Origin of the sequence: Martinezella miluonensis, from assembly GCF_900094545.1 — a bacterium.
Classification (GTDB): Bacteria; Pseudomonadota; Alphaproteobacteria; order Rhizobiales; family Rhizobiaceae; genus Rhizobium; species Rhizobium miluonense.
In genome coordinates this window covers 1-23,887 of sequence record NZ_FMAH01000069.1, presented here as the reverse complement: position 1 = coordinate 23,887, position 23,887 = coordinate 1, and the positions used below count along the sequence as shown (strand labels likewise).

Genomic DNA, 23,887 nt, shown 5'->3' with positions numbered 1-23,887 from the left:
CGATAGGCGACATTGACCTCGATCTCGCGCACCAGCTGACGTTCCGAGCGGATGCCGAAAAGATAACCGATGAACAGCGCCTTGAACATCAATGTCGGATCGAGCGGCGGCCGGCCGTTGTCGGCGCAATACAATCCCGCAACGCGATCATGGATGAAAGTAAAGTCGATCACCGCATCGATCTTGCGAAGCAGATGATCTCTCGGCACCAGGCTGTCGAGCGTCACCATCTCGAGACCCGTCTGTTCGGCACAAGGTTTCTTCAACATGTCCCATTGAATCAAAAACCTCCGGCCAAAGCCAGAGGTTTGTCAGCAGTCTGAGCGCCCGCAAGGGCGCTTTCTTTTTATGAGCAGGCTGGATCTTGCTCCAAGGCCGTTCGCTCATTGCACCGAAATGCAGAAGCGCCCATATTTGCGCTCTGCATCCGAGCGCCCGCCTGTCCGAGGAGAGGCAATGACCGTCACCGCCAACCCCCTCGCCGATCTCCTTGCCGAAAAAGGCGTTCTGCTGGCCGACGGCGCCATGGCCACAAACCTTTTCACCATGGGCCTTGAGATCGGCGAAGCGCCGGAACTCTGGAACGAGCGGCATCCTGAGCTGGTCGCAAAGCTGCATCAGCATTTGATCGATTCCGGTGCCGACATCATCCTGACCAACAGCTTCGGCGGAACGCGCTACCGCTTGAAGCTGTGCCATGCGCAGGATCGCGTGCACAGCTTGAACAAGAGGGCGGCTGAAATCGCGCGCTCCGTCGCCGACAGGGCCGATCGCACGATCCTCGTCGCCGGCTCTGTCGGGCCGACGGGCGAATTGCTGATGCCGCTTGGCACGCTGGCTTATGAGGACGCCGTTTTAGCCTTTATCGAACAGGTCGAGGGCCTGCAGGCCGGCGGCACCGACCTCATCTGGATCGAGACCATGTCGTCGCCCGACGAAATCCGCGCCGCCGCAGCAGCAGCCGTCAAGGTCGGCCTGCCATATATCTATATGGCTTCATTCCACGCGGACGGCAAAACCACGGCAGGCCTGCATCCGCGGGACATTCACGGCGTCGCGACGGATATAGGCCAAGGACCGCTCGCCGTCGGCGCCAATTGCGGCGCGGGGGTAGCCGATACATTGTCGAGCCTGCTCTTCATGACCGAGGCGGACCCGTCGGCGACGGTCGTCGTCAAGAGCAATTGCGGCATCCCCGAATATCGTGGCGGCGAGCTTCACTACCCGGGTAGCCCAAGCCTGATGGCCGATTACGCCCGCCTCGCACGCGACGCCGGTGCCAAAATCATCGGCGGTTGCTGCGGTACGTCCTGCGCCCACCTGGCCGCCATGCGGCAGGCGCTGGACAGCGACGTGCCCGGCCCTCGCCCCACATTGGAGACGATCATCGAACGGATCGGGCCGCTCCATATCGAGACCACCAAATATGATTGATCGGCATCGGAACGCGAACGCGGCGGCGCGGCTGGCATCACAAACGTCAAAGCCGGCCGCAAGACGATTGCGGCCGGCGTTGCCTTAAACCGATGCTTCCGGGCAAAATCGCACCCGTTATTGTCCGAGCGGGGTATGGTTGACGTCATCCAGGAAGGATACATCCTCGGCTTCGTCCTTGCCGAAGACAAAGAAATCCGCTTCCGAAATCAACGGATGCTTGTAGGGGTTGTCGACGTGCTTCAGCAGCTTCCATTCCGGTAGCCAGCGGGCAACGTCATCGGTGAAGCGCCGGTTCCTGACATGGATGGCGCCATGGCGGTCCGGACCGTCGTGGTTCGAAGCGTAGACGATCACGTAGCGCCTCGACATGGCAAACAGCCGCTCGATATAGGCGCGATACACATCTTCCTCGATAAGATGGAAGATCACATCGAGCGACAAGGTCAGCTCGAACGCTTCGTTGTATCGGCTCATCTCCAGTTGCGGTTCGCCAAGCCAGACGAAGGTGCAGCCGGGGCGGCTTCCGTGGATGCTCCGGCAAAGATCGATCGCCGTGCGTGAGACATCGAAACCGGTGTAGTTTTCGAAATTCAGATAGCGAAGCTGATTGCCGTCGCCGCTGCCAAGCTCCCCGACATGTCCCAACTGCTTTTCGGCAACGAAGGCATTGAGAATGAGAGCCTTGTATTCCGCTGATCTATTGTAGGAACCAGCCCCGGAATTGCCACCGGCCAGATAGCGGTGCTCCCAGTATTTTGCCGAATCGAAGCCCGGTCGATTGTCTGCCGCCGATTGCAAGAAGGAAGGTACGGCAGGCGTAAGATTGACGAGCGGTTCGATCGGCTCGAACCATGTTCCCCACTCATCGGCGTCCGCCAACTTCAGCTCACTACCGTTGCGAAGTGTCCAGGCGCGGACGCGCTCGGCATATTTCGACAGCAGTTCCTTATATACGGGCGTATGACCGCCGCTGCGTGCAACAAGGTGCACTTCGCAGAGGAAATCGGGATGAAGCGCCGTATTGCGCATATCCTCGGTCTCGTGATCGCAGGTGACGAAGATAACCGGATCACGTTCGCGGGCGGCAACCGCCATGATGAATTCCACCAACCCGTCGGCCCGGTCCGCATCGACGAGGTAGATGATCGAGGAAGCGTCTGCAGCGTCCGATCGCAGCAGCGAGATCGGGTACATCGACGACAAGACTTCATCCTGCTTCCGCGAGCTGTCGTAGGCCGAACCCGTGCCGGCGCTCGATTGATCGTAGATCGTCGGGCGCTGCACTTCTATCGGCAGCAGCCACCTTTCCTTTCGCGGCGCGATATAGGCAGGAATGCCTTCGCGATGAAGGTACTGCGCAAGCCACGTATCAGCCATGTTGCGATGGCGAAAATCCGTGAGCTTCATCTTCACCGTGCCGGAGTGGAAAGCACAGGCATTGGTCGCCGCGACATGAACCCGACGACGGCGCATGAAAGCGTGCTCGAAATGAAGGACCGCGCGGCCGCGATCCTTATAGTAACCCCGGCTCGGCTGCAGGATGATCGCCCCGTGGACGCCGAAGACGGCCTGACCGCGCAATTGCGCGAGTTCGCCGACCATGCGAGCGACGAAATCGTCGGGATAGATGATGTCGTCATCGCAGGTGATGTAAACGGCGTCCTCGACCTGCTCCAGCCCCCAGAACTTGCCGGCATCGCCGTAACGGCTGCCGTCGGTGTCGATGAAATGCCGGATCTTCGGATGGTCGGCGATAAAGCGCGGCGCCTGCGTGAAGCCGTTGAGATAGACGTAGAGACAATCGACCTGCGGCAAGAGCGACATGACGGTAGCGCGCAAGGCAATTTCATTTCCCGCGACCGTCGCCATGCCGGCGACGACCTGACGTGTCGGCGGCAGCATCTCAAGGTGACGCGGGTCGAGCAGATCTACCACCCGCACGGGCGCGGCAGCTTCCGCATGGATCGGTTCAAAAAGATAGGTCGGCGTGTCGTTGTAGAATTGTATCTTGCGGTAGCCAAGCGGCCGGAGGACAGCCTCGACCTCCGCCAGGATCGCGCGGGTGCCGGCGCTGACAAGCAGCTTCGGCCGAGAGCGGGCAATGGTTTCCTGGGCGCCTCGAAGCACATCGGCCTCAGCGCCCCCGACATCGATCTTGATGAGATGCACCCGATGATCGCCGACAAGATCGTCGAGCTTCGCCATCTGGATGGAGCCCTGATCGGCCGGCTGGAAAAGCGCGCCTCCGAGATTGGTCGGATCCGTGTTGCCGATCTCCCCGACACCCGGAGCGGCGCCAAGAGCAAACGGGCAAAGCTCCACCAGCCCGTTGATGCTGTTAAGCTCGACATTGGCCTGCAACGCGGCAAAGGCAGCCGGATTCGGCTCGAACGCGACCGTTCTGACACCGAGAACCGAGGAGAAGAAGAGCGTGTGATTGCCGATATAAGCGCCGACATCGATCACCAAGGCATCTTCCGGCAATGAGGAGCCGACATCCTCCAGCATGGCCCGCTCGTAGAAGGCGCGGTCCTGCAGGATAATCCTTTGAATGTGATCGTCCGGATTGGGGAGGTGGAACCGGACCGGATTCCGGTAGCTGTTCACTTCACAGGCGATCATGGCTTGCAGCGTCATCGCAGTTCTTTCCAACATGCAAAGGTTTGGGGGCAAAGGCTTATCGGCAACGCGTCGGTGCGGCGGAGACCATCGTCAGCGGCCGCCGACGACCATCAATCCGCTGCCGCCAATGGCGTCGAGGCTGAATTTCAAGCCCGCGCTGACGCTGGCCCAGCGCTGAGCCGCCAGTGCCTCGGTCGCTCGGTCCTGCGCGAAAAGGCAGAGGCTGAAGCCGGTGGGCGCCAGGTTGCTGGCCAGCGCCGGCAGGGCAAGCAAGGCGCTCTCGGCCGGATAGGACGTATTCTGCAGGTCCACGACGACGAGATCGAATTTGACCTCCTCGCCGATCTGGCGGGTATCGGGAAAGATCGCCGAAACGTCCTCGAAACTCACATTGGCAGTCTCGGTCTCGATGATGGAAATACCCTCCATCAGGCCGCCGGTGATGAAACGCGCTTCGAGATCGCCCACCTGCTCGGGCGTGATGCACAGGCAGTTCAGGCCGGCATCCTGGCCGGATATCAGCGATGCCAGCGCCAATGCGGAACGCGGTGCGCCGATGTGCAGTATATTCGGCCTATCGGTTCGTCCAAACGCCGCGCGGCGAAGCGCCCATACCTGGATCGGCGTGAACGGATCGCGGCCGGCGGCGCACTGGGCGTCGAGCAGGGTCGGATAGCCGGCGACGAGGATCTCGCTTGCCGTCGCCTGCCAGGCATCCGCGCTGCCGACGGTAACGGCGGCAGAAACGACGTCGGACGGGCGATTGCCCGTGAAAGCCGGCGCTGCGACCCGCGGTGCCGTCGATTGCGCTGGCCGCGTCAGCGGCAGCGGCGGCTTGCTGAAGGCGTCCTGCGCCGAGCGCTGCTGCGAGGTGGAATTCAGGCCGCGCGATTGCGGGTCGAGATTGTGATGCGAATAGGGATTCGATGCAGTGTAGCAATGGGCATTGACCGGTATGAACTCGTAGCGTCGCGTCTGATCGAGGATAGGCAGCGCGAGGGCGATGTCGCAGGCGGCCATGAACCAATGCCCGTTATTGTCCTGAAAATAGCCCGCGGGAACATTATCCAGCAAGGATGCGCGGAAGCTGAAGAAATGGCTGGTCTTCCACCCTTGCCGGCGCGGCGAGAGATTGGGGTCGAGAGCGCCATTGCCGCCGAGCCCGCCGCCATCGGTGATGAAGTTCGTCCAAACGACGTCCTGACCGCTCGCATAGCTCCGCGACATCCGCTCGAGAATGGTGGGCATGATCAGCTGGTCATCGCCATCGAGGACGGCGATGAACTCGGCCATGCCGGTGCGCGGCCTCAGATGCTCCCAGGCGTTGCGCGATTTTCCGAATTGCACATCGTTGCGGATGAAGGTGTGCCGGCCCGGAAAGAGATCGCCCAGAAGTGCCGCGGCGATAATGCCGGTGTCATCCTTGGAGCAATCGTCGATAAAAAGAACATGCAAGTCGTCAAGCGTCTGCCGCGAAAGACTTGCGAGGGACTGCCGGACATACATTTCGCAATCGCGCGCCGTCATGAAGATCAGCGCCTTTGCCTCGTTTGCAATTTTCGTCATCAATATTTCGAAGCCTCAATCCGACAATGTGCATCCGGAGGATATGAGATCCCCCGCTACCTCGATTAGCGAATGTGGCTGGCTCCAACCTTGCGCGCTGCCGCGCTCAACCCGGCAGCATTTGCGTCACGGCGATGATCGGACCGAGCGGAAACAAGCTGTCGCGCCTTTGCCATTCCGGAATGTCGAGGCTGGAGATGCTTCCGTCCAGAAACAGCGCGTTTGCGCAGCTGAGGTCGTCGCGGAAAAGCGTCGCGAAGTCGTGGAAGCGCACCGGCCCATCGGAAATCGCAAAGACAACTCTGCCATCGGCAGCGACACCGACGCCGTTTCGTATCTTCAAGCTGGTGCTGTCGGCAAGGAATGACGGATGGAGCTTGCCACCGATGACGAGCATCGGGCCGGACTGGGTCGCGTAGAAGGGCTTGATGCCGGAGGCCGCGAAAGCCTTGCTTTCCATCACGCCCGCCCGCCCCGGCAAGAGGTAGAAGATCCCGTTCGGCAGCAGATGGAAATTGCCCCAGCCCTTGTTCGTATTGATCGACTTCCGCTCGCGACCGTTTTCGACGAAGAGACCGACGGGCGATTGATCGTCGAGATACATGCCGCCATTCATGGCAAAGCGCACATAGATGCGATCCTGGCGCAAATCAATCTCCAGTGCCCGGAAGGAACCGTAAGGCTTGCCGCTGCGATCATTCTGGAAAAGCTGGATATCGTCAACGGCCGGATCGTAGGTACACACGATGTAACCATCGCCGAGGTGCTGGACCCTACGGCACGCTTCACCGGCTGACGCAGCGCCGGCGCAGGCAAGAACGGCAAGGATGAGCATCAATCGAATCAAGCGCGCAACTCCATACGCATGACATAGGCGACAGAGCGCTACGCGATTGCGGCGAAAGAAGGAAGACGATCGGGTGATACCGCGGTGGCAGGCCAGACGATCGGGAACTTGATGAAACACATGCGCCGCGGTCTGGCGCGTGCACCCGATCGCCTGAGATTCGTGGCCGGCGACAAACGGTGGAGCCGCCATGGGAAGATTAGTTCGACCTTTGGAAGTAGTTGCTGTGAACGCGCGCCTGCCGCTATGTTGAATGCGTACAGATATGGAAACAGGTCGAACCCGGCGGCATAGGAGGCCGATACGCGTTGCCGCCGATCGCTGACACGCTTTTCCGGTCCGTCGCTTTTCGGCCCATCCAGCGTCGTGCCAAGCGCAGTCCGGCAATCGGCTGCCGTGCATTGTCGGATGAAAGGGAGATTTATGCATGGCGGACCGCATTGCCGTTGACCAGCGGGGCATTCCGGCCCGGATCATCGCCAAAAGAGGCAGGCAGACGGCGAGACGCGCTCGTGGTCACGGACGGCCGGTAACGACCGGAGACCTCGACAATGGCTGACGTCATGCAAAAGCCCGACACCGCGGCGCCCGTGAAGAAAGCCGCCGGCGACAACCGCGTGCCCGGCAGCGCCTCGCCGGACCGCAGCACCCAACGCAAATATGCGGTACGTCTCTGGGTGGTGCGCCATTCACGCTTCTTCGAATGGTTCTACGGTCGCTTCGCCAGCTTCTTCCTCCTTCTCCATCCACTTTGGGCGTTAATCGGCTATCAACGCGCCGAGCGGCCAGTCGCCTTCGTCGAGCGTCATGTGAAAGGGTTCCTGTTCGACTGTCGTATGTGCGGCCAGTGTGCGCTGTCATCGACCGGCATGTCCTGCCCGATGAACTGTCCGAAACAGTTGCGCAACGGGCCCTGTGGCGGCGTGCGCGCCAACGGCAATTGCGAAGTCGAGCCTGATATGCCCTGCGTTTGGGTGCAGGCCTGGAAAGGCGCAAGCAACATGGTCCATGGCGATGCGATAATGAAGGTGCAGGCGCCGGTGAACCAGTCGCTACGCGGGACCTCGTCTTGGCTGCGCGTCACGGCGGAAGCTGCCGCGACGCGTCAAGCGACAAAGAGGAAGGCCTGATCCATGGCGCAGATTGACGAAAATCCATTGGGAGTCGGTCTGCCGCTTGATCCCCTGCCCGGCCATTCCTCGCTCGGGCGGTTGGAGCGCGTGCTGCGTCGCGGCGAATTTGCCGTGACCGCGGAGCTCAATCCGCCCGACAGCGCCAACCCGGAAGATGTCTACGAGCGTGCCGCGATCTTCTCCGGCTGGGTCGACGGCATCAACGCGGTCGATGCTTCCGGCGCCAACTGCCATATGTCCTCCGTCGGCATCTGTGCACTGCTGACCCGCATGGGATATGCGCCGATCATGCAGATCTCCTGCCGCGACAGGAACCGCATCGCCATACAGGGCGACGTGCTCGGCGCGGCCGCCATGGGTGTGTGCAACATCCTGTGCCTTACCGGCGATGGCGTTCAGGTCGGCGATCAGCCGGGGGCCAAGCCAGTTTTCGATCTCGACAGCATGTCGCTGCTCGAGACTGTGCGCACCATGCGCGACGAGGCGAAATTCCTGTCCGGCCGCAAGCTGACCTCGCCGCCGAAGGTCTTTCTCGGCGCGGCCATCAATCCCTTTGCGCCACCCCACGACTTCCGGCCCTATCGGCTGGCGAAGAAGATCGAAGCCGGCGCGCAGTTCGTCCAAAGCCAATATTGCTACGACGTGCCGATGTTTCGGGAATACATGAAGAAGGTACGCGACCTCGGCCTCGCCGAAAAGTGCTTCATTCTTGTCGGCGTCGGCCCTCTGGCATCGGCCAGAACTGCCCGCTGGATGCGCTCAAATGTGCCTGGAGTGCATATTCCCGACGAGATCATCCGGCGGATCGAGGGCGCTGCCGACCAGAAGAAGGAAGGTAAGCAGCTCTGCATCGACATCATCAACGAGGTGAAGGAAATCGAAGGCGTTTCCGGCATTCACGTCATGGCCTACCGCCAGGAAGAATATGTCGCAGAAATAGTGCATGAATCGGGCGTGCTTCGCGGCCGCCAGCCATGGAAACATGAAGCCAGCCGCAGCGACGTGCTTGTCGCCGAGCGTCTGGGCCATATCCGCGAGGGTCAAGAGGAACGCCAGCAAGAAATGGTCGAGGCAGCCGCCCATCACCCGCAGCACAAGGCGGATTGAAATCGAAAGACTTAGGCCGCCCTGCAGCAAGCATGTGCGTTCGAACAGGCCTCGCCTCGGTAAAGGCAAGGGCTGATCAACTGTTGGCCCAATACACGCATCGCCGCTTTGGGCGGGCTACCGCCGACACAAGGAACGGCATCAGACATCACGGTCGACGCAAATAGCGGGTGATCGCCCGCGGCTCATGCAGCCATTTTCCGCCCGATTTCGACGAAGGCCTGACGGATGCTGTCGGCCACGGCCTTCATCGGCCCCGTCATCTGCGATGCCGTCAGAAGGCGAATGTCGAAGGAGGTCAGCTCCGGCAATCCCTCGTTCGGCCCGAGGATCTCCATATCTTCGGTGATATAGGAGCGCGGGAACGGCGCGACGGCAAGATCTGAGACGATCGCGGCGCGCTGCGCCATCGTATGGGCGCTCAGATAGGAAACGCGATAAGCCCGCTTCTGCCGTTCCAATTGCGCCATGGCTTCGGAGCGCCAGATGCATCCCTCCTCCCAAATGGAGATCGGCAACGGGTCGCGGCGATAGGCGGTGCCGCACTTGGCACCGGCCCAAACGAGACGCTCGGTATAGATGACTTCGCCTTCCGTCGGGAAAGGTCGCGTCGCGCAATTGATCAGCGCAAGGTCAAGCCGCTGCTCCTCGATGCGCTTCTTTAGCTGGATGCTCATATCCACGACGACATCGACCATGATGCCGGGATAGCTTTCCGAAAAACCCTTCAGGATAGTCGGCAGCAGGCGCTCGCCGATATCGTCAGGTGCGCCAAGCCGCACCACGCCGCTGAGTTCGGGCATGATGAAGCGCGATACCGCCTCGTTGGAGAGCGCCAGGATGTTGCGGGCATAGGAAAGCAGCATTTCTCCGTGCTGCGTCAGGCTCACCGAGCGGGCGTCGCGCAGGAACAATATGACGCCAAGCTGCTCTTCCAGCTTCTTGATCTGCATAGAAACGGCAGATGGCGTACGGAAGACCGCATCGGCGGCGGTGGAGAAATTGCCGGTCTCGGCGATGGCGACAAAGGTGCGCAGAACTTCATTGTCAAGCAACGGTATGGGCCGGCGGAGCGGAGCGGTCATATCGGAACCTTTCAATTTTTCTGATTTTAAACACCATATCATTTCATTTGTCTGAATGTCAATGAAACACCATGTTAGACGTAGTGAGATTGATACAGGCAGCCGTAAAGGAGCAAAACCATGGCTGACACAGCATTCGGCGAAACCTCTCGCCTTCTAAACCTTTTGCATGTCAGGAGAGTCCAACGGACGGCACAGCACACGCTCGATGAAATCGCGACGCGCTTTCCCGCCCATCTGATCGACGATGTGAATGCGCGCGGTCTTCCGCCGGATCGCACCCTCTCCGCTCTCGAACGAAAGTCCGGCAAAGTGCGATCGTTCAATAATCCTAATGACAACTATAAGATCTATTCGTTTGATTGATGAGAAGGCCGGGTTCATACTGTCCTCAATGGTCGCGACCCTTTGAGTATCCAACGCTGAAAGGAACCAGAAAATGACAGCAATCACTTACAGACACACTGGCAGGGCGCGGGGATCGCTTCCGTCCGGTGGTAGCTTGACGTCCTTCTTCTCTCATGTTGCTCATCGCTGGCAGCAATGGCGCTCGCTGCGCGAGCTCGAGTCTCTGTCCGACGACGTACGCAAGGATCTGGGCTGGCCGGCCGCGGATGAAACCAAGAATCCGAAGGCCATTCGATGATCGAACAGGACCGTAAATATCTGAGGCGGCGCTCAACTCCCACGGGTGTCGCCTTTTGAACATTTGCGCATCTTTGCGCGCATTCCGGATTAATCTTGAGAATTAGCCACATATATATTTAGCTTTTCAGGCAAATTGCTTGCCTTTCTCCAGCCTCCCTTCCCCAGCGCCGTATTTTCCTTAGTAAACGCAAATATTCCTTTGCGGCCGCGATTATCTATGCCAATGTCGCTAACAGACCATCCAGCCGCCGTATTTGACGCAAGGAATACAGAATGGTCCTGGAGCATGGATTTTCACGATATGAGCAAGACTCCGATTAAGACGCGTTCCCTGGTTTTCTTCCTCGTTCCACACTTCACCATGCTGCCGTTTTCCGCTGCAGTGGAGACGCTGCGAATAGCCAACCGCATGCTGGGCTACCCCGCCTATACATGGCGGCTTGCCTCGACGGACGGCCAGAAGGTCTATTCTTCCAGCGGCATCGGGCTGGAGGTCAACTCGGCACTCGCCGACGAGCGGCGCTATCTTGGTGGGGAAAACCGGCCAAACATGGTGCTCGTCTGTTCCGGCATCTATGTCGAGGAGTTTAACAACAAATCGGTCAATGCGTGGCTGCGCGAAACCTACAATCGCGGCGTCGCCGTCGGCAGCCTCTGTACGGGCGCACATGTGCTTGCACAGGCAGGTCTGTTGAACGGCAAGCGCTGTGCGATCCACTGGGAAAACCTGCCAGGCTTCTCCGAGACCTTTCCGCAGGCCGAGGTCTATGCCGATCTCTATGAGGTCGACAGCAATCTCTATACCTGCGCAGGCGGTACGGCCTCGCTCGACATGATGCTGAACCTGATCGGCCAGGATTTCGGCGAGAACCTCGTCAATCGCGTCTGCGAGCAGCAGCTGACCGACCGCGTCCGCAGCCCGCACGACCGCCAGCGCCTGCCGCTGCGCGCCCGCCTGGGCGTCCAGAACGCCAAGGTGCTGTCGATCATCGAATTGATGGAAAGCAACCTCGCCGAACCGCTGTCGCTGCTGGAGATCGCCGATGACGCCGGCCTCTCGCGCCGGCAGATCGAACGGCTCTTCCGCCAGGAAATGGGGCGCTCGCCGGCGCGCTACTATCTCGAAATCCGGCTGGATCGCGCGCGGCACCTGCTCGTGCAATCCTCCATGCCGGTCGTGGAAGTGGCCGTTGCCTGCGGCTTCGTATCCGCCTCGCACTTTTCCAAGTGTTATCGCGAACTCTACAACCGCTCGCCGCAGCAGGAGCGCGCCGAGCGCAAGCTGACCATGTCGACTAACCGCACCGGCATCGTCGTCTGAGCAGATCTCAGACCGGAGCAGCCAATAATACGGGCGGCCTATTCGGCCGCCTGTTCGGACATTTTGAAATCGGAATAGACCTGGTTACGGCCGTTGTGCTTGGCCATGTAGAGAAACTGATCGGCAGCATTGAGATAATTATCGAAGGATTCGTAACCGGCGATCTCGGCGACGCCGATGGAAACGGTAACCGACAGCTCCTCGTCGTCGGCATGCACCTTTAGACTGGCCAGGCTGAGACGAACCTCGTCGCACAACGCCGTGGCTGCCCGCGAGTTCATCTCCGTGAAGAGAATGGCGAACTCTTCTCCACCGAGGCGGGATAGCAAGTTTTCGCTTCCTTCGAAGAGAGACTGAAGTCGGCCGGCAACCGCCTTCAACACCTGGTCGCCGATTTCGTGGCCGTAGGTGTCGTTCAAATTCTTGAAATGATCGATATCGAGGATGGCGACCGAACTGGGCCGCTGAGAGCGCAAGCATTCGTTCACGAGCTTCGGGCCGTGATCGTAGAAATAGCGCCGGTTATAGAGACCCGTCAGATAGTCGCTCGCCGCCGCCGCGCGCAGTTGCTTCAACTGGGTCAGCGTCTCGACATTCAGCGCGATGCGACATTGCAACTCTTCCGGGACGAAGGGGCGGTAGATGAAATCGCTAGCGCCAGCTTTCAGGAAGGTCGCGGACAGCAGACGATCGTTCGACGACGAAATGCCGATGATGCGCATCCGATCCGATCCATGGCGATGACGGATTCGGCGGGTCAGTTCATGACCGTTCATATCAGGCATGTTGTAGTCGGTAACGACGACTTCGATGTCATCGAATTGATCGATCATCGCCAGCGCCTCGACGCCCGTGCTGGCTTCGGCAACCTTGTACTGTTGGGCGAGCAGCAGATCCGTCAGCATTTTGCGCGCCGACGGCAGGTCGTCCACAACCAGTACGCGCGTCGCGCGATTGGCAATGGCGCGTTGCACAGCCGAAACGAGGTTGTCGAGCGCAAACTCGCTATCCTTAAGCACATAATCGACAACGCGGCGCACCATGATGCGATTACGCGTCGCTACGTCGAAGGACGCGGTGAAAACAATGGTCGGGATATTGTGGGCGACGGCAACATCCAGTGCCTCGCCATGGGCGGCATCCGGCAGGTTAAGATCGATCACCGCCATGGTGAAACCGCGGTCCTCATTCTCCAGCGCCTCGTTCAGCGCCTTCAATGACGAGCAATGGGTGACGGAAAGGCCGAGCTCGGTTTCAAACCGATGCGACAGCACGGCGGAAAACATGCGCGAATCCTCCACCAGAAGTATCTTCTGGCCGCCATTGCGATGGCCTGTGCCGTCGCCGAGGGATCCCACATGCAGTACCATTTCCCTTAAATTCCTCCCATGCCTTCCGGCACATGAATTTTCAGTCAATCGCAGGTCTGCCAAACCGTCTTCAATGTATCCTGAACAGGATTCGTGAAAAAATTGGAACCACTGATTGCATACATTCACATAAAAATGAATCTTCCTCACATTTTATAGGATTTTTATCGCCCGCTTCGCCTTGTTTCAGGCGGGTTCGGTGACTCGACGTGCCGATTGGATCTGCAGCAACGTATCCAGGTTTTGATTCACGCGGCAGTAGAATTCTTCATCGATGAACGGCCGCAGGATGAAGTCATTGCCGCCAGCCTTGAGGAAACGTGCCGAGAGAAGCCGGTTGTTGGATGACGAAACGCCGATGATGCGCAGCTCATGCGAGCCGGTCGTCGCCCTGATGCGGCGCGTCAGGTCGAAGCCATCCATATCGGGCATATTGTAGTCTGTGATCATGAGGCCGATATCCGAATTGGCCTTCAATAGTTCGAGAGCCTTGGAGCCGCTTTCCGCGACGCTGACCCGGAAATTGTAACGCTTCAGCCGGCTGGACAGCAGCGCACGCGCCGTCGCACTGTCATCGACGATGAGGACGTGATGGCGATGGTTGGTGAGAAAGCGGCAGATCGATTCTGCCAGCATATCGACGGCGAATACATTGTCCTTGAGAATGTAGTCCACCACATCCTTGGCGATCAGTTCGTCGCGCGTGCCTTCCAGGAAGGTTCCCGTGAAGGCGATCGTGGGAATGCTGAGATCGAGCAGATAGGTCAGAGCCTCGCCCTTTTCGGCACCGGGCAGATTCATGTTGGAAATCGCCAGCTTGATCGGTTCCGATGACTTGTCATAGGCGAGCTGCAATTCATCGAAATTGCGGCAGATTTCGACATCGATGTCCAGAAGCTCCCTCATCCGGGCACGGATCATCGAATTGAAGAGATTGGAATCTTCCACAAGAAGAATGCGCGACCCAGCAAGCGACGCACCGGAATACTGCATTCCCGAAACACCTAGAAATGACATAGTAAAAAACCCGTTTTGAAAATTGCCCCTCTATAGTTTTTCTAAAACAAAAGCCTTTGAATATTTGTTAAGTCGACTGGTTTCTCGAAAATGAACAAAAAGGGCATCCGAAGCGCGCCCGTTGCCAAGCACGCACGCCGCCGCCGAGCCCGGGGAACCAAGCCGGCATCGGCGGTCCTATGAAATCCTCAGACCGGATGCGAGGAGGCGCCATGCGGGGCTCACAGCGTCTCCCTCGCTGGTCCGCGTCACTCAGCTGCCGTTCTGCCGCGTCGGCGCCCTGTGCTCTTTGCGCCAGGCGCACTTTCCTCGGCCGGGGAAGCGAGGCTTTCGATCAGCTCGTCCTCGGTCTCGGGACCGTCAGCTGAATCCGTCAACCGTTTCCCGGCGACATCCGCCCGCTGACCGCGCGCGCCACCGCGAACGATATGCAATTCCTGATGCGGATAGGGAATGGAGATCCCCTCCTCGCGGAACCGCTTCAGGATCTCGATGCGGAGATTGTTGCGGATTTCCATGCCGTCGGAAAGATCCGAGAGATAGAAGCGCATTTCGAAATCGAGCGACGAAGGGCCGAAGCGCAGAAACTCCACATGCGGCTCCGGGTTTCTCAATATCTTCGGAACGCCGCGCACGAGTTCCAGCAGGATCTCCATCACCTTCCGCGGATCGGAATCGAAGCTGACAGAGACCGGAATTTCCGAACGCGCAAGCCTGTTGCGGTGGGTCCAGTTGCCGACCGAAGCATTGATGAGCTCCGAGTTCGGCACAATGATCGACTGCTTGCGGAAGGTCTCGATCTCGGTGGCGCGCACCGAGATGCGCTTGACGATACCTTCCGACGTGCCCGAAACGATCCAGTCGCCGACCTTGAAGGGCCGCTCGACCAGAAGGATCAGGCCGGACACGAAGTTCGACACGATGTTCTGCAGGCCGAAACCAATACCGACCGAAAGGGCGCTGGCGACGAGCGCCAGGCTCGACAAGTTGATACCAGCGGCGGAAATCGAGATGATCGCTGCAACGGCAATGCCAAGATAGCCGATACCCGTCTTCACCGAATTGCGGACGCCGAGATCCACCTGCCCGCGCGCCATAACATTGCTGTCGAGCCAGCGCTGGAACCAGCGCGTCAGCAAATAGCCGCCGGCAAACAACAGAATGCCGACGAAGATGCCGAGCAGCGAGATCGATATGTTGCCGATCCTGATCTCGGTAAACAGCCGGTAGGCGATGAGTTCAAGATCCTGAACGTGGAAGCCCCAGGATAGCAGGATCAGCGGAATGCCGGTCAGAAGAGCGACGGAGTAGGTCGCAAGCCCAGCGACGAGGCCGCATTGATCGAGCGCCACCTCGCCAAGCTTGAGACGGCTTTCCAGAAAGCGGCCGATGATCGTTTCGGCAAAGACACCCTGTTTGGAGACCACCTTGCCGAGCTGGAAGCCGAGATACATCGTCGCGATGACGGCACTCGTCATGATCATCTGCGTTGCCATGAAGCGGGCAAGGCCGACATAGCCGATGAACGAGGTGAAAATCACCAATATGCCGAGAACGCGAAGGATGATCGCCATGCCATGAGGCCAGCGGCGCCCCGGCGCATTGGGATCGCCGTTCTTGGCGAGCATCGGCGAACCGAACGAAGCCGCAATCAAGATCACGCCGATCAGCAAGGCGGCAAAGAAGCTCTTCACCACGGTGACCACGACGGGGGATCCCATCGACTCGCTGATGCGGTCGAAAACATAATCCAACCCGTTGACCACAGCCATCGCCCGCAGACACCAGGTCAGCGAGTACGCCCCCTTGTTCGACAATTTGACGAGGCGCCAATGCGGCCGGAAAGGCGCAAAGACGGCATTGCTCAGGCGCCCGACGAAATAGACGAGGCCGATGAAGCCAAAGACTGCTGCCAATATTGGCGCGATATCCGGCCGCAACACATTGAAATTCGAAAGGAAGAAAAACGACGTAATGAGAAACGCCGCCAGCGAGATGGTGCGGATCAAGGTGGACCAGAAGGCAACGGAGAGCCGGCTGATATAGGCCGGGTTCTCGATGGCTTCGTCCTGGACGTAGTAGCGGCGAAACAAGCGGTAGCCGCCGGAAAGGAAGAGCAGGGCCGCGCCGGCCGACAGGAGGACAGCGGCCAAAAGCGAGCCAAGCTTGGCCTTCAGAACGAATCCGATCCAACTGGTTACCGCATCGCTGAAGCTGAGGCTCTCGGCAACAAGCGCCGACCCGGCATCCTGAAACGTATTGCCGGAAATTTCGGTGTGCTTCAGCAACGTCTCGGTGAACAGCTTTCGACGTTTATCCACCAACTGCATCGAGACTCGATTGGCCTCTGTGGTCAGATTATCGGCATCAAGCATCAGGGCGCTGATCTGTGCACGCTCGGCATTGAGGCGGTCGCGTTCCTGCGCGACGATGGCCGCTTCCGGCGGCTGGCCCTCCTTGGGCACCGGGCCGAGCTGTGTCAGGCGTGCATCGATCTCGGCATTACGGGGCTTCAACCGCGCCGATATAGCCGTGACGGAACGATTGAGTTCGTCCGCACGTCCGGAAAGCGCCACCAGCGTCTCATCATCGCCGCCCGGCTGCTTTGCGCTGTCGTGTAGGGACGCGTATTCCTTCTTTGCCTTGTTCAGGTCGGCCATGGCAGCATCGATCAGCCCGTTGGCGACCGGCTGAGACTGTTGGTCCGCCTGTTCCGCCGGCTGTGCCTGTGCCGGCTGCTGATCCTGCGCGAATGCATCCGCACCCACCAGCGGAACGGCGGTCGTGGCAACGCTCAGCCCCAACAGCAAAATGGACAGAAGAGGGAAACGGAATTTCAACAGGCGCAAGCAAAGCTCCTCGTCGCAGATTTAGGTCTTGGGCAACGGATGACCAGAATCGCCACAGAAAATGAGAACCGAGTCGTCCTATATTGTGACAGCGAATTTCATAGTCCCTACGCGTACGGCTTGTAAGACAAAGAAAGGCGACACAAAGGCATTTTCGCCTTTATTAACCCCGGAAACCCCCGCGAAACCGCATATCGTCCATTCCTTTCCGCCAAACTGTGCATCAACCACATCTTCGCCTGGCGGAAATAGGCCGAGGAAGGTTCCTGACAATGGGGGATCTCGCTGCCTACCCTTCAACTATATCGGGATAAAGGCGACCTCGCCGACCGATCCGGTGACGACGCCGATCGGGCACATCTGCTCCTGCTGCGCAGATGCCAGCGGACGCTCAATTTGGAGAAGGTGAAATACACTCGATCCTTTCCCCTTGATGTTCGAGAGGAGGCTACACCGCCTTGCATTGCGGATGGAAGCGCTCCGCCATGCTTTCGGCCGCCGCATAGGCTTGCGTGACGATTTCCGGCACCAGGTCGATATCGGGAAGACTGCCGAGCCCCAGGGGACCGATGGCAAAGAGCGCTCCCGTCGTATGACCGTTCACTTCGAGCGCTCCCGTCGCCTCGACGGCAAGGCCGAGGCCCAGCTCATCCGGCACCGCGAGACCGGCATCGATCAGGCTGCGCAACAACGGTGCATTGAGATTGGGCGCCTGGCATCGACAGTCGATCACGTCGTCAGCGTAAAGCTGCTCTATGTCCTGCCGTCCGGCCGGCCTCAGCACCAGCCCGGTCGGCGTCCGCCGGATGAGATGGCCGCGCCGCAGCAAGGTATTGCCTTCGGCCAACTCCTGCATCAGGCGGACATGGAGCGCCTCGGGCAACCGATTGCGATGGCTGTCATAGAGCGCCCTCAGGTGACGATTGAACTGCTGCTTCTGACTGGCCGGCAAGGAGCGCCACAGGGAGCGAGCATGCCTGCGAAAGCCATTCATGATCGATTGCCAGTTCTGGCCATCGGCCTCTGCGGCTTGGCAGGCGCTTCGAATAAAACGGACGATCCCGCTGAGCTGATCGGGCATTTCGTCAGCCGGGAAGACGGGGTCGGCATTGTTGCGCGTATGGCTTTGCGGCAGGAAACCGCGCCTCGAGACAATCGTGATCTGGCCCATATAGCCATTGTCGCGCATCTGCAGCAGCCGGTCGACGACGCGCAGGCCGCTGCCGAGCAGGATCGTGTGTGGGCGCGAAACCAGCCGGCGTGCGCGCACCGTCGTCGGAATGCTCGCCAGATCGCTGGCCGGCTCATCCTGATCGGTCACACCATAGCCGGTCGCAAGCACCACCATGTCGAAGGGCGCATTGGCCGCGCCGTCACTCTCCACCATAAAGCGTTCGCCGCGAATGCGCCGGAGCCCGAAGACCATCTGGCTGCTGACCTGCACTGTGACGTCCCGTCGGGAAGCGAAGGCCTCCGAGAAGCGCTGGTAGACGTAGTCGCTGAAAATGCTCTTCGGGACGAAGATCTGCAGAAAGCCGGGTATCGCCGCCGGAACAGCGCTGCGAAAGGGCGCATTGCCGGAAAGCCATTGATTGAAATCATCGGGATCGCCGGCGGAGACGGAAAGATCGCGAACGCGGCTGTTCAGAATCTCGCTGCTACGTCCAGAGGCCAGCGCCTGGCCGCCACTGACAGTAGAGTTAGGGTCGAAAAGCTGCAGATAGAAGGGAAAGCGTACCGTCTTCATCAAGGCGATCGCCATCATCATGCCGGAAAAGCCGCGGCCGATTACGGCGATGCGAGGCATCGCATAGGCCCGGCTCGCCGTATTTGCCTTGGCGGAAAAAAATCCCTGAACCGTCATATCAACTCCTGGAGCGAGAGCTGGTCGATCATGCTTTCCCTGGGCTTGCCCAATTTACGGCCTGCAAAACACAGAATTCAGACATCCGGCCGCTGACAGGCAAGGAACTGCGGCACACAGAACGCACAAAACCGCATCGGTTCTCAAAATTCGGCGCATCCGCTTCAGCCAGGGTTTCTATCCCACCCTGAAAGCGATGCGACACGCAGGTCCAACTCCGATCCGAAACCAGATGCCTGCAATCGGCTGCACAGATGACCATAAATCGGAGCATCAGGAGGCAGCGGAATTATTGCTATTGTCTACTTATTTAGTCGTATATGAAAGCGCGAAAATGCGCCGCTAGCAAGTGCTTTCTTGTCAGCCTTGTAATCTGCGCCGGTCAAACAGATGCCGTCATCGCACAAAAGACACCCTGCGACTGCATGCCCCTTGCGGTCGATGGCCTATTCTGCCGGCAAAGGCAGAGAACAGCTGATAGCCCTCGCGCCAGCGTCCAAAGCCGCTTTCGATGTTGATATGGCCCGCATGTCCGAGATCGTGCAGCTCGCTGCCCCAACAGGCTGCGTAACGCCGAAGCCTGGCAAAATCCATGTAGCGGTCGTCGCGACTGCCGACGACGAGGCTCCTGAATGGCAGCGGATTGGCCGGCATTGCGCCAAAATCGATAACGCCCGGATGCAACCGCTCCGTCCTCTCGAGATCGCAGGGCGCGACAAGGAAGGCACCCTTCACATGCCTTGCCGCGGGCCGATCGGCGAGATGAGCCGCAAGCAGGCATCCGAGACTATGCGCGACCAGCCAGGCGTCCCCCACCCGTTCCAGCTCGCTTTCGAGCGCCTGCAGCCACTCTCCCAGCACCGGTCTCGACCAGGAGGACTGCCGCACGATGGTCGCGGACGCATCGTCGCGCGCCCAATGGCGCTGCCAGTGGCCCTCTGCAGAGCCGTTCAAACCGGGAAGGATCAAGGTCGCGCCCATGGCAATCTCCTGGCTGCAACCGACCGCGCTGCCCGGCGGTGCGCTTACAATTTCTCCATTTGACGCCTATTATGCCGAACGGCGCCGGGCGAATAAGCAAAGAAAATCCATTGTATACTACATCTATAGAAATTAAGATCTTATTGACTTGCCGCGCCTGAAGAACCGACCTGGCATCAGCCGATGGAGTGATGAATGGGGACTGTTTCGCAGTTGCACGAACGCCTCAGACCGCCAGCGCATTCTATTCAAAGCGAAGAGGAAGCGCTCGATATCGCAAGGTCGCTCGCCGCCGGTTTCGCGCTGCAGGCAAGCGATCGCGATATCAATCGCGTGCTGCCCTATGACGAAATCGAAGCCCTCTCCCAATCCGGCCTGCTTGGAATTTCCGTGCCCTCGGAACATGGCGGCATCGACATTTCCAATTCCGTCCTGACCGAGGTCGTCGCCATCCTCGCGGAAGCCGACCCTTCCATCGCACAGATTCCGCAGACGCATTTTCATGTGCTGGAAGCCGTGCGGATCGGCGGCAGCGAGGAGCAGAAGGCCTCCCTCTTTGCCAGAGCCATCATCGGCGACCGCTTCGGTGGCGTCTTTACGAAAATCGGCGTCGGCACAGCCGGTCAAGACGCTCTGCAGGTGACTTTGGATGGGCTAGGCCATCGCCTCAACGGCAGAAGCTTCGATTCCCCTAGCGTGCTGTTTTCCGACTGGATCGCCATATTCGCCGCCACCGACGATAACGGAGCTTTTGTCGCGGTCATTCCTAGAAACACAGAGGGCATCCAGATCATCGACGACTGGGATGGCTTTGGCCAACGCACCTCCGGAAACGGTACGGCCATCCTGCATAACGTCTATCTCAATGCCGATGCGGTGCTCTCGCGGGGTGAAAAGCTGGGGCAACCCACCATCGTCGACGCCGTGGGCCAACTCACCCATGCCGGCATCAATCTCGGCATCGCCCGATCGGCCCTAATGGCGACCATCGACTTTGTCCGCGCAAATCCCCATCCATGGCCCGATGGCGATGGCAAGCGTGCCGCAGACGATCCATTGGTCGTCACCAGAATAGGCGAGATCGCCGTCCGTATCGAAGCGGCCACTGCAATGGTGGAACGCGCCGGCAGCAAGATCGATGCAGCCCAGATCAATCTCACCGAAGATCATGTGATCGATGCGGCACTGTCGGTCGCAGCGGCACAGACCATGACGGCCGAGATCGCCATGGAAACGGCCAATACGCTGTTTGATCTCGCCGGCACCTCGGCGGCACGCATTGGCCTCAATCTGGACCGCCACTGGCGTAACGCCCGCATTCATACGCTGCACGGCCCGGCTCGACAGAAATACAATATCGTCGGCAACTATCATCTCAATGGCATCAAGCCGTCGAGGCGTTGATCGCTCTGTTCTTGAGACGAAGTGTCGGAGGCGTCACGTCAGCCGATATGCGACGCGCGATAATCTTCCCGTTCCTGGATCTCGATCTCCGAGCCTCCGGCGACGAATTGCTCCAGCGTCATGTTGTCGAGAATTTCGGCAATGGCGTCGCGGACCTCCGTCATGGAGCGCCGCACCTGACAGCGCTCCGGATCGGAACAGTCATCGCAGGCCTCATAGGCCGTGCGGCTGGCGCAGCGGATCGGCGCAAGCGGACCGTCCAGCGTGCGGATGACATGGCCGATGCGGATATCCGCCGCCGGGCGAGACAGGGAATAGCCACCGCCCGGTCCCTTCTTGGAGCGAAGCACACCGGCATTGCGCAGTTCGAGCAGGATGGTATCGAGGAACTTTTTCGGAATGTTGTTGCGCTGGGCAATATCATTGATGAACGCTGTTTCGCCCGGCGCCAGACGCGCCAGATCCACCAGCGCCTTCAATCCGTATTTCCCTTTTTTCGTAAGCATCGCTGTCCGCTTCACTGCAAAGTCGATTGTCGGAAACCCGGTTTGCTTCGAGAGAGACTCAACCGGCCTGTCTTGTCATCATGGTTTGCGGAAGTAACCCCGCCACCCCGGACGAACAAGATAGTAACTCACAAATTGTATAGTTTATATGAGTAAATTTAGGCAGATGTATCGCTCAAGCAACGATTTTGCGGTTTTTCTTGGATTTAAGCGGCGCTACTGGCCAATTGTGCCTTGCGACGCTCGTTCACACATTCAGCAATAGCCCCTGCCGTCTGCTCGGCGACGAGAACCGCATGCTCGACCACCTCAGGCAGCCCCATCAGTTCGCCGAAGGTCCCACGCGCCAGCGGCCCGGAAATGAATAGCGATGGCACGACCGTTCCGTTCTCATTGAGCGCTCGCGATTGGATATCGCAGGCAAGCCCGAGCCGCATGGGATCCATGGCAAGGAACCCTGTCTTTGCCAGTGCCTCGATCCAGTCCTGCGATTGCAGAATGCCGCGATGGCCGGGACCTGTGGTAACGACGACGGCGTCGAATTGCCTGTCGATGCTCCGGTCGGACCGACTGAGCCTCAGCCTGCAATCGATAACGCCATCCGTCACCTCAACCGAGGCAACCGAGGCCGCGAGCACTTCGAGCCTGCCGGCATCGATTGCCCGTTCGCTGACCGCCTCGACCTGCGGCGCGACGCGGAAGCGATGCACATCCCAGAAAGGCCGCAGATGGCGAACGACACGGCGACGCTCCTCAAGCGGCAGGGCCAGCCACAAATGCCGCCCTTGCGCCCGCACCTGATCGACGACAGCGTGCCAGCTGCGCCCCGCGCCTTCCGCCTCCCGAATAACAGCGCGTACACGCCGCAACAGCGAGACCGCTGTCTTCGACGGGCTGTCGACGAAATCGCCGAACAACTCCTGCTTGACGCGCGCATGGCCGCGCGAGCGCAAGCCACGCCGGGATATGGCAGTGATCGGCCCCTGGTGCCCCCGCAACTCGAGGGAAGCTATGACGTCAGCCGAGGTCAGGCCATTGCCGACCACTAGCAGGCGATCATCGGCGCGGATGGCCGTCAGCGCATCCGATTTAGTGGGATCCGGAACGAAGCGCGGATGGCCGGCAAGGGTATCCCGCAGCAATTGCGGCGGCAGCGGCGACGGATGGCTGGTGGCGATGATGAGAATATCCGCATCCACGCTCTGCCCTGCCTCTCCCGTAACCGTCCAATAGCGATCCGTCCGCGAGATACGCTCGACGTTCTGCCGGACATGGGTCACGCGACCGTCGCCGACGAACGGACCTATCATGCTGTTGATGTAATTGCCGAAAGCGGCACGGCGCGGAAACAGACTGCCATTGGCGGCAACCGCCGTCTCATCCTCCTCAAGCGCCTGGTGTTCCTGCAGCCAGCGTTGAAAATGCTCGATGTCATCGGGCAGCAAGCTCATCTTGGCTGCCGGTACATTGATCCGATGAGCAGGATCCGACGTATCATAGGCAAGCCCTGCGCCCAGACGCTCGCGTGGCTCGAATATGAAAAGCTGGCCAGGCCGCAATGACTGTCGCTGCAGCAGATGGAAGGCAACAGCCGTTCCGGATACCCCGCCGCCAATAATGGCGATAACGGGCAGATCATGCGCCCGCTGGTCAGAGCCAATGGTCAATAGCCAACTCCTTCCGGACTGATCGGCGTGAAGAGCTTATCGCCCGCCGAGCAATCGCAATTGCCGTATCCGATAAGGATATACTCTATAAATTTTATTGACAATAACATCCGGCGGCGAAACTGATTGTGTCCCGGCACGTGGTGTAGGTGACGGAAGATAGCAAAGCCGAGCGCCCGCGCGCTTTTCATAGCGCTGTAGCGGGTGATCGGCTTTGCGGGCGGCCATCAGTGTTTTCCGCTAGGGTCGGGTTGTTCAAGACACAACCTGACGGAAAGATCACTGATGACCGATGACATGATGAACGTGCGTTCGCTTGTTGAGAAGAGTGCGGACGCAGATTTGTTGCGTGAGATGATCGGCTTTGCGGCCGAACGGCTGATGGAGCTGGAGGTCAGCTCGGCTACGGGTGCAGGGTTCGGGGAGAAGAACCCGCTGCGGCTTGCACAGCGCAACGGCTACC

Annotated in this window: 21 protein-coding genes; 9 read left to right on the top strand and 12 right to left on the bottom strand. The window is 59.5% G+C overall.

Going from position 1 to position 23,887, the window contains the following annotated elements; all coding sequences use genetic code 11:
* Window positions 1-269, bottom strand: a 269-nt coding sequence (locus tag GA0061102_RS30970; RefSeq protein ID WP_139115127.1) for a transposase, incomplete at its 3' end; no start/stop codon positions are given.
* Between the two features lie 187 nt (window positions 270-456).
* On the opposite strand from GA0061102_RS30970, the gene bmt reads away from it, so the two are divergent.
* Window positions 457-1,434, top strand: a complete 978-nt coding sequence (bmt, locus tag GA0061102_RS30965) for a betaine--homocysteine S-methyltransferase (protein ID WP_092856283.1) — start codon at window positions 457-459, stop codon at window positions 1,432-1,434.
* A gap of 117 nt (window positions 1,435-1,551) precedes the next feature.
* Here bmt and GA0061102_RS30960 read toward each other — a convergent pair whose 3' ends face one another.
* From GA0061102_RS30960 to GA0061102_RS30950, 3 genes are all read right to left on the bottom strand, one after another.
* Window positions 1,552-4,074 (bottom strand): FkbM family methyltransferase, encoded by a 2,523-nt coding sequence (locus tag GA0061102_RS30960; RefSeq protein WP_245298190.1) that lies wholly within the window; start codon window positions 4,072-4,074, stop codon window positions 1,552-1,554.
* A gap of 75 nt (window positions 4,075-4,149) precedes the next feature.
* On the bottom strand, window positions 4,150-5,625 hold the full coding sequence (locus tag GA0061102_RS30955) for a glycosyltransferase family 2 protein (RefSeq protein ID WP_092856279.1): 1,476 nt from the start codon (window positions 5,623-5,625) through the stop codon (window positions 4,150-4,152).
* Between the two features lie 106 nt (window positions 5,626-5,731).
* The gene (locus GA0061102_RS30950; protein WP_208858732.1) at window positions 5,732-6,460 is read right to left on the bottom strand and encodes a phosphodiester glycosidase family protein; all 729 of its coding nucleotides are present in this window, start codon (window positions 6,458-6,460) and stop codon (window positions 5,732-5,734) included.
* Between the two features lie 439 nt (window positions 6,461-6,899).
* On the opposite strand from GA0061102_RS30950, the gene GA0061102_RS33945 reads away from it, so the two are divergent.
* The 3 genes from GA0061102_RS33945 to GA0061102_RS30940 are packed head-to-tail and all read left to right on the top strand — an operon-like array spanning window position 6,900 to window position 8,712.
* Entirely contained in the window at window positions 6,900-7,031 is a 132-nt protein-coding gene (locus GA0061102_RS33945; protein ID WP_280949857.1) for a hypothetical protein, read from the top strand.
* Window positions 7,024-7,602, top strand: a complete 579-nt coding sequence (locus GA0061102_RS30945; RefSeq protein ID WP_092856275.1) for a methylenetetrahydrofolate reductase C-terminal domain-containing protein — start codon at window positions 7,024-7,026, stop codon at window positions 7,600-7,602. Before GA0061102_RS33945 ends, GA0061102_RS30945 begins: the two co-directional genes overlap by 8 nt.
* 3 nt (window positions 7,603-7,605) lie before the next feature.
* The gene (locus GA0061102_RS30940) at window positions 7,606-8,712 is read left to right on the top strand and encodes a methylenetetrahydrofolate reductase (RefSeq protein WP_092856273.1); all 1,107 of its coding nucleotides are present in this window, start codon (window positions 7,606-7,608) and stop codon (window positions 8,710-8,712) included.
* A 185-nt stretch (window positions 8,713-8,897) separates the two neighbouring features.
* Here GA0061102_RS30940 and GA0061102_RS30935 read toward each other — a convergent pair whose 3' ends face one another.
* Window positions 8,898-9,839 (bottom strand): LysR family transcriptional regulator, encoded by a 942-nt coding sequence (locus GA0061102_RS30935; protein WP_208858729.1) that lies wholly within the window; start codon window positions 9,837-9,839, stop codon window positions 8,898-8,900.
* Between the two features lie 78 nt (window positions 9,840-9,917).
* Between GA0061102_RS30935 and GA0061102_RS30930 the strand changes: the two genes are divergently transcribed.
* The 3 genes from GA0061102_RS30930 to GA0061102_RS30920 all read left to right on the top strand — a co-directional run bounded on the left by GA0061102_RS30930 (window position 9,918) and on the right by GA0061102_RS30920 (window position 11,766).
* Window positions 9,918-10,163, top strand: a complete 246-nt coding sequence (locus GA0061102_RS30930; RefSeq protein ID WP_092856270.1) for a hypothetical protein — start codon at window positions 9,918-9,920, stop codon at window positions 10,161-10,163.
* A 73-nt stretch (window positions 10,164-10,236) separates the two neighbouring features.
* Window positions 10,237-10,443, top strand: coding sequence for a DUF1127 domain-containing protein (locus GA0061102_RS30925; protein ID WP_092856268.1), 207 nt, complete (start codon window positions 10,237-10,239; stop codon window positions 10,441-10,443).
* 303 nt (window positions 10,444-10,746) lie between these two features.
* Window positions 10,747-11,766 (top strand): GlxA family transcriptional regulator, encoded by a 1,020-nt coding sequence (locus GA0061102_RS30920; protein WP_348641761.1) that lies wholly within the window; start codon window positions 10,747-10,749, stop codon window positions 11,764-11,766.
* Between the two features lie 38 nt (window positions 11,767-11,804).
* Here the strand turns inward: GA0061102_RS30920 and GA0061102_RS30915 are convergent, their stop codons facing one another.
* From GA0061102_RS30915 to GA0061102_RS30895, 5 genes are all read right to left on the bottom strand, one after another.
* On the bottom strand, window positions 11,805-13,136 hold the full coding sequence (locus GA0061102_RS30915; protein WP_092856266.1) for a diguanylate cyclase: 1,332 nt from the start codon (window positions 13,134-13,136) through the stop codon (window positions 11,805-11,807).
* Window positions 13,137-13,322: 186 nt separating this feature from the next.
* Complete coding sequence (locus GA0061102_RS30910) at window positions 13,323-14,153, bottom strand: response regulator (protein ID WP_092856264.1); 831 nt, start codon at window positions 14,151-14,153, stop codon at window positions 13,323-13,325.
* A 248-nt stretch (window positions 14,154-14,401) separates the two neighbouring features.
* Window positions 14,402-17,002 (bottom strand): mechanosensitive ion channel family protein, encoded by a 2,601-nt coding sequence (locus tag GA0061102_RS30905; protein WP_092856262.1) that lies wholly within the window; start codon window positions 17,000-17,002, stop codon window positions 14,402-14,404.
* 448 nt (window positions 17,003-17,450) lie between these two features.
* Window positions 17,451-18,866, bottom strand: a complete 1,416-nt coding sequence (locus GA0061102_RS30900) for an FAD/NAD(P)-binding protein (protein WP_092856260.1) — start codon at window positions 18,864-18,866, stop codon at window positions 17,451-17,453.
* 396 nt (window positions 18,867-19,262) lie between these two features.
* Entirely contained in the window at window positions 19,263-19,847 is a 585-nt protein-coding gene (locus tag GA0061102_RS30895; RefSeq protein WP_092856259.1) for an RBBP9/YdeN family alpha/beta hydrolase, read from the bottom strand.
* Between the two features lie 195 nt (window positions 19,848-20,042).
* Between GA0061102_RS30895 and GA0061102_RS30890 the strand changes: the two genes are divergently transcribed.
* Window positions 20,043-21,251, top strand: a complete 1,209-nt coding sequence (locus tag GA0061102_RS30890) for an SfnB family sulfur acquisition oxidoreductase (protein ID WP_092856257.1) — start codon at window positions 20,043-20,045, stop codon at window positions 21,249-21,251.
* Window positions 21,252-21,289: 38 nt separating this feature from the next.
* Here GA0061102_RS30890 and GA0061102_RS30885 read toward each other — a convergent pair whose 3' ends face one another.
* Together GA0061102_RS30885 and GA0061102_RS30880 are read right to left on the bottom strand one after the other, a co-directional pair.
* Window positions 21,290-21,757 (bottom strand): RrF2 family transcriptional regulator, encoded by a 468-nt coding sequence (locus GA0061102_RS30885; protein WP_092856255.1) that lies wholly within the window; start codon window positions 21,755-21,757, stop codon window positions 21,290-21,292.
* 206 nt (window positions 21,758-21,963) lie between these two features.
* On the bottom strand, window positions 21,964-23,424 hold the full coding sequence (locus GA0061102_RS30880; RefSeq protein ID WP_092856253.1) for an FAD/NAD(P)-binding protein: 1,461 nt from the start codon (window positions 23,422-23,424) through the stop codon (window positions 21,964-21,966).
* 285 nt (window positions 23,425-23,709) lie between these two features.
* Between GA0061102_RS30880 and GA0061102_RS32775 the strand changes: the two genes are divergently transcribed.
* On the top strand, window positions 23,710-23,887 hold a 178-nt coding region (locus GA0061102_RS32775; RefSeq protein WP_208858730.1), incomplete at its 3' end, for a transposase.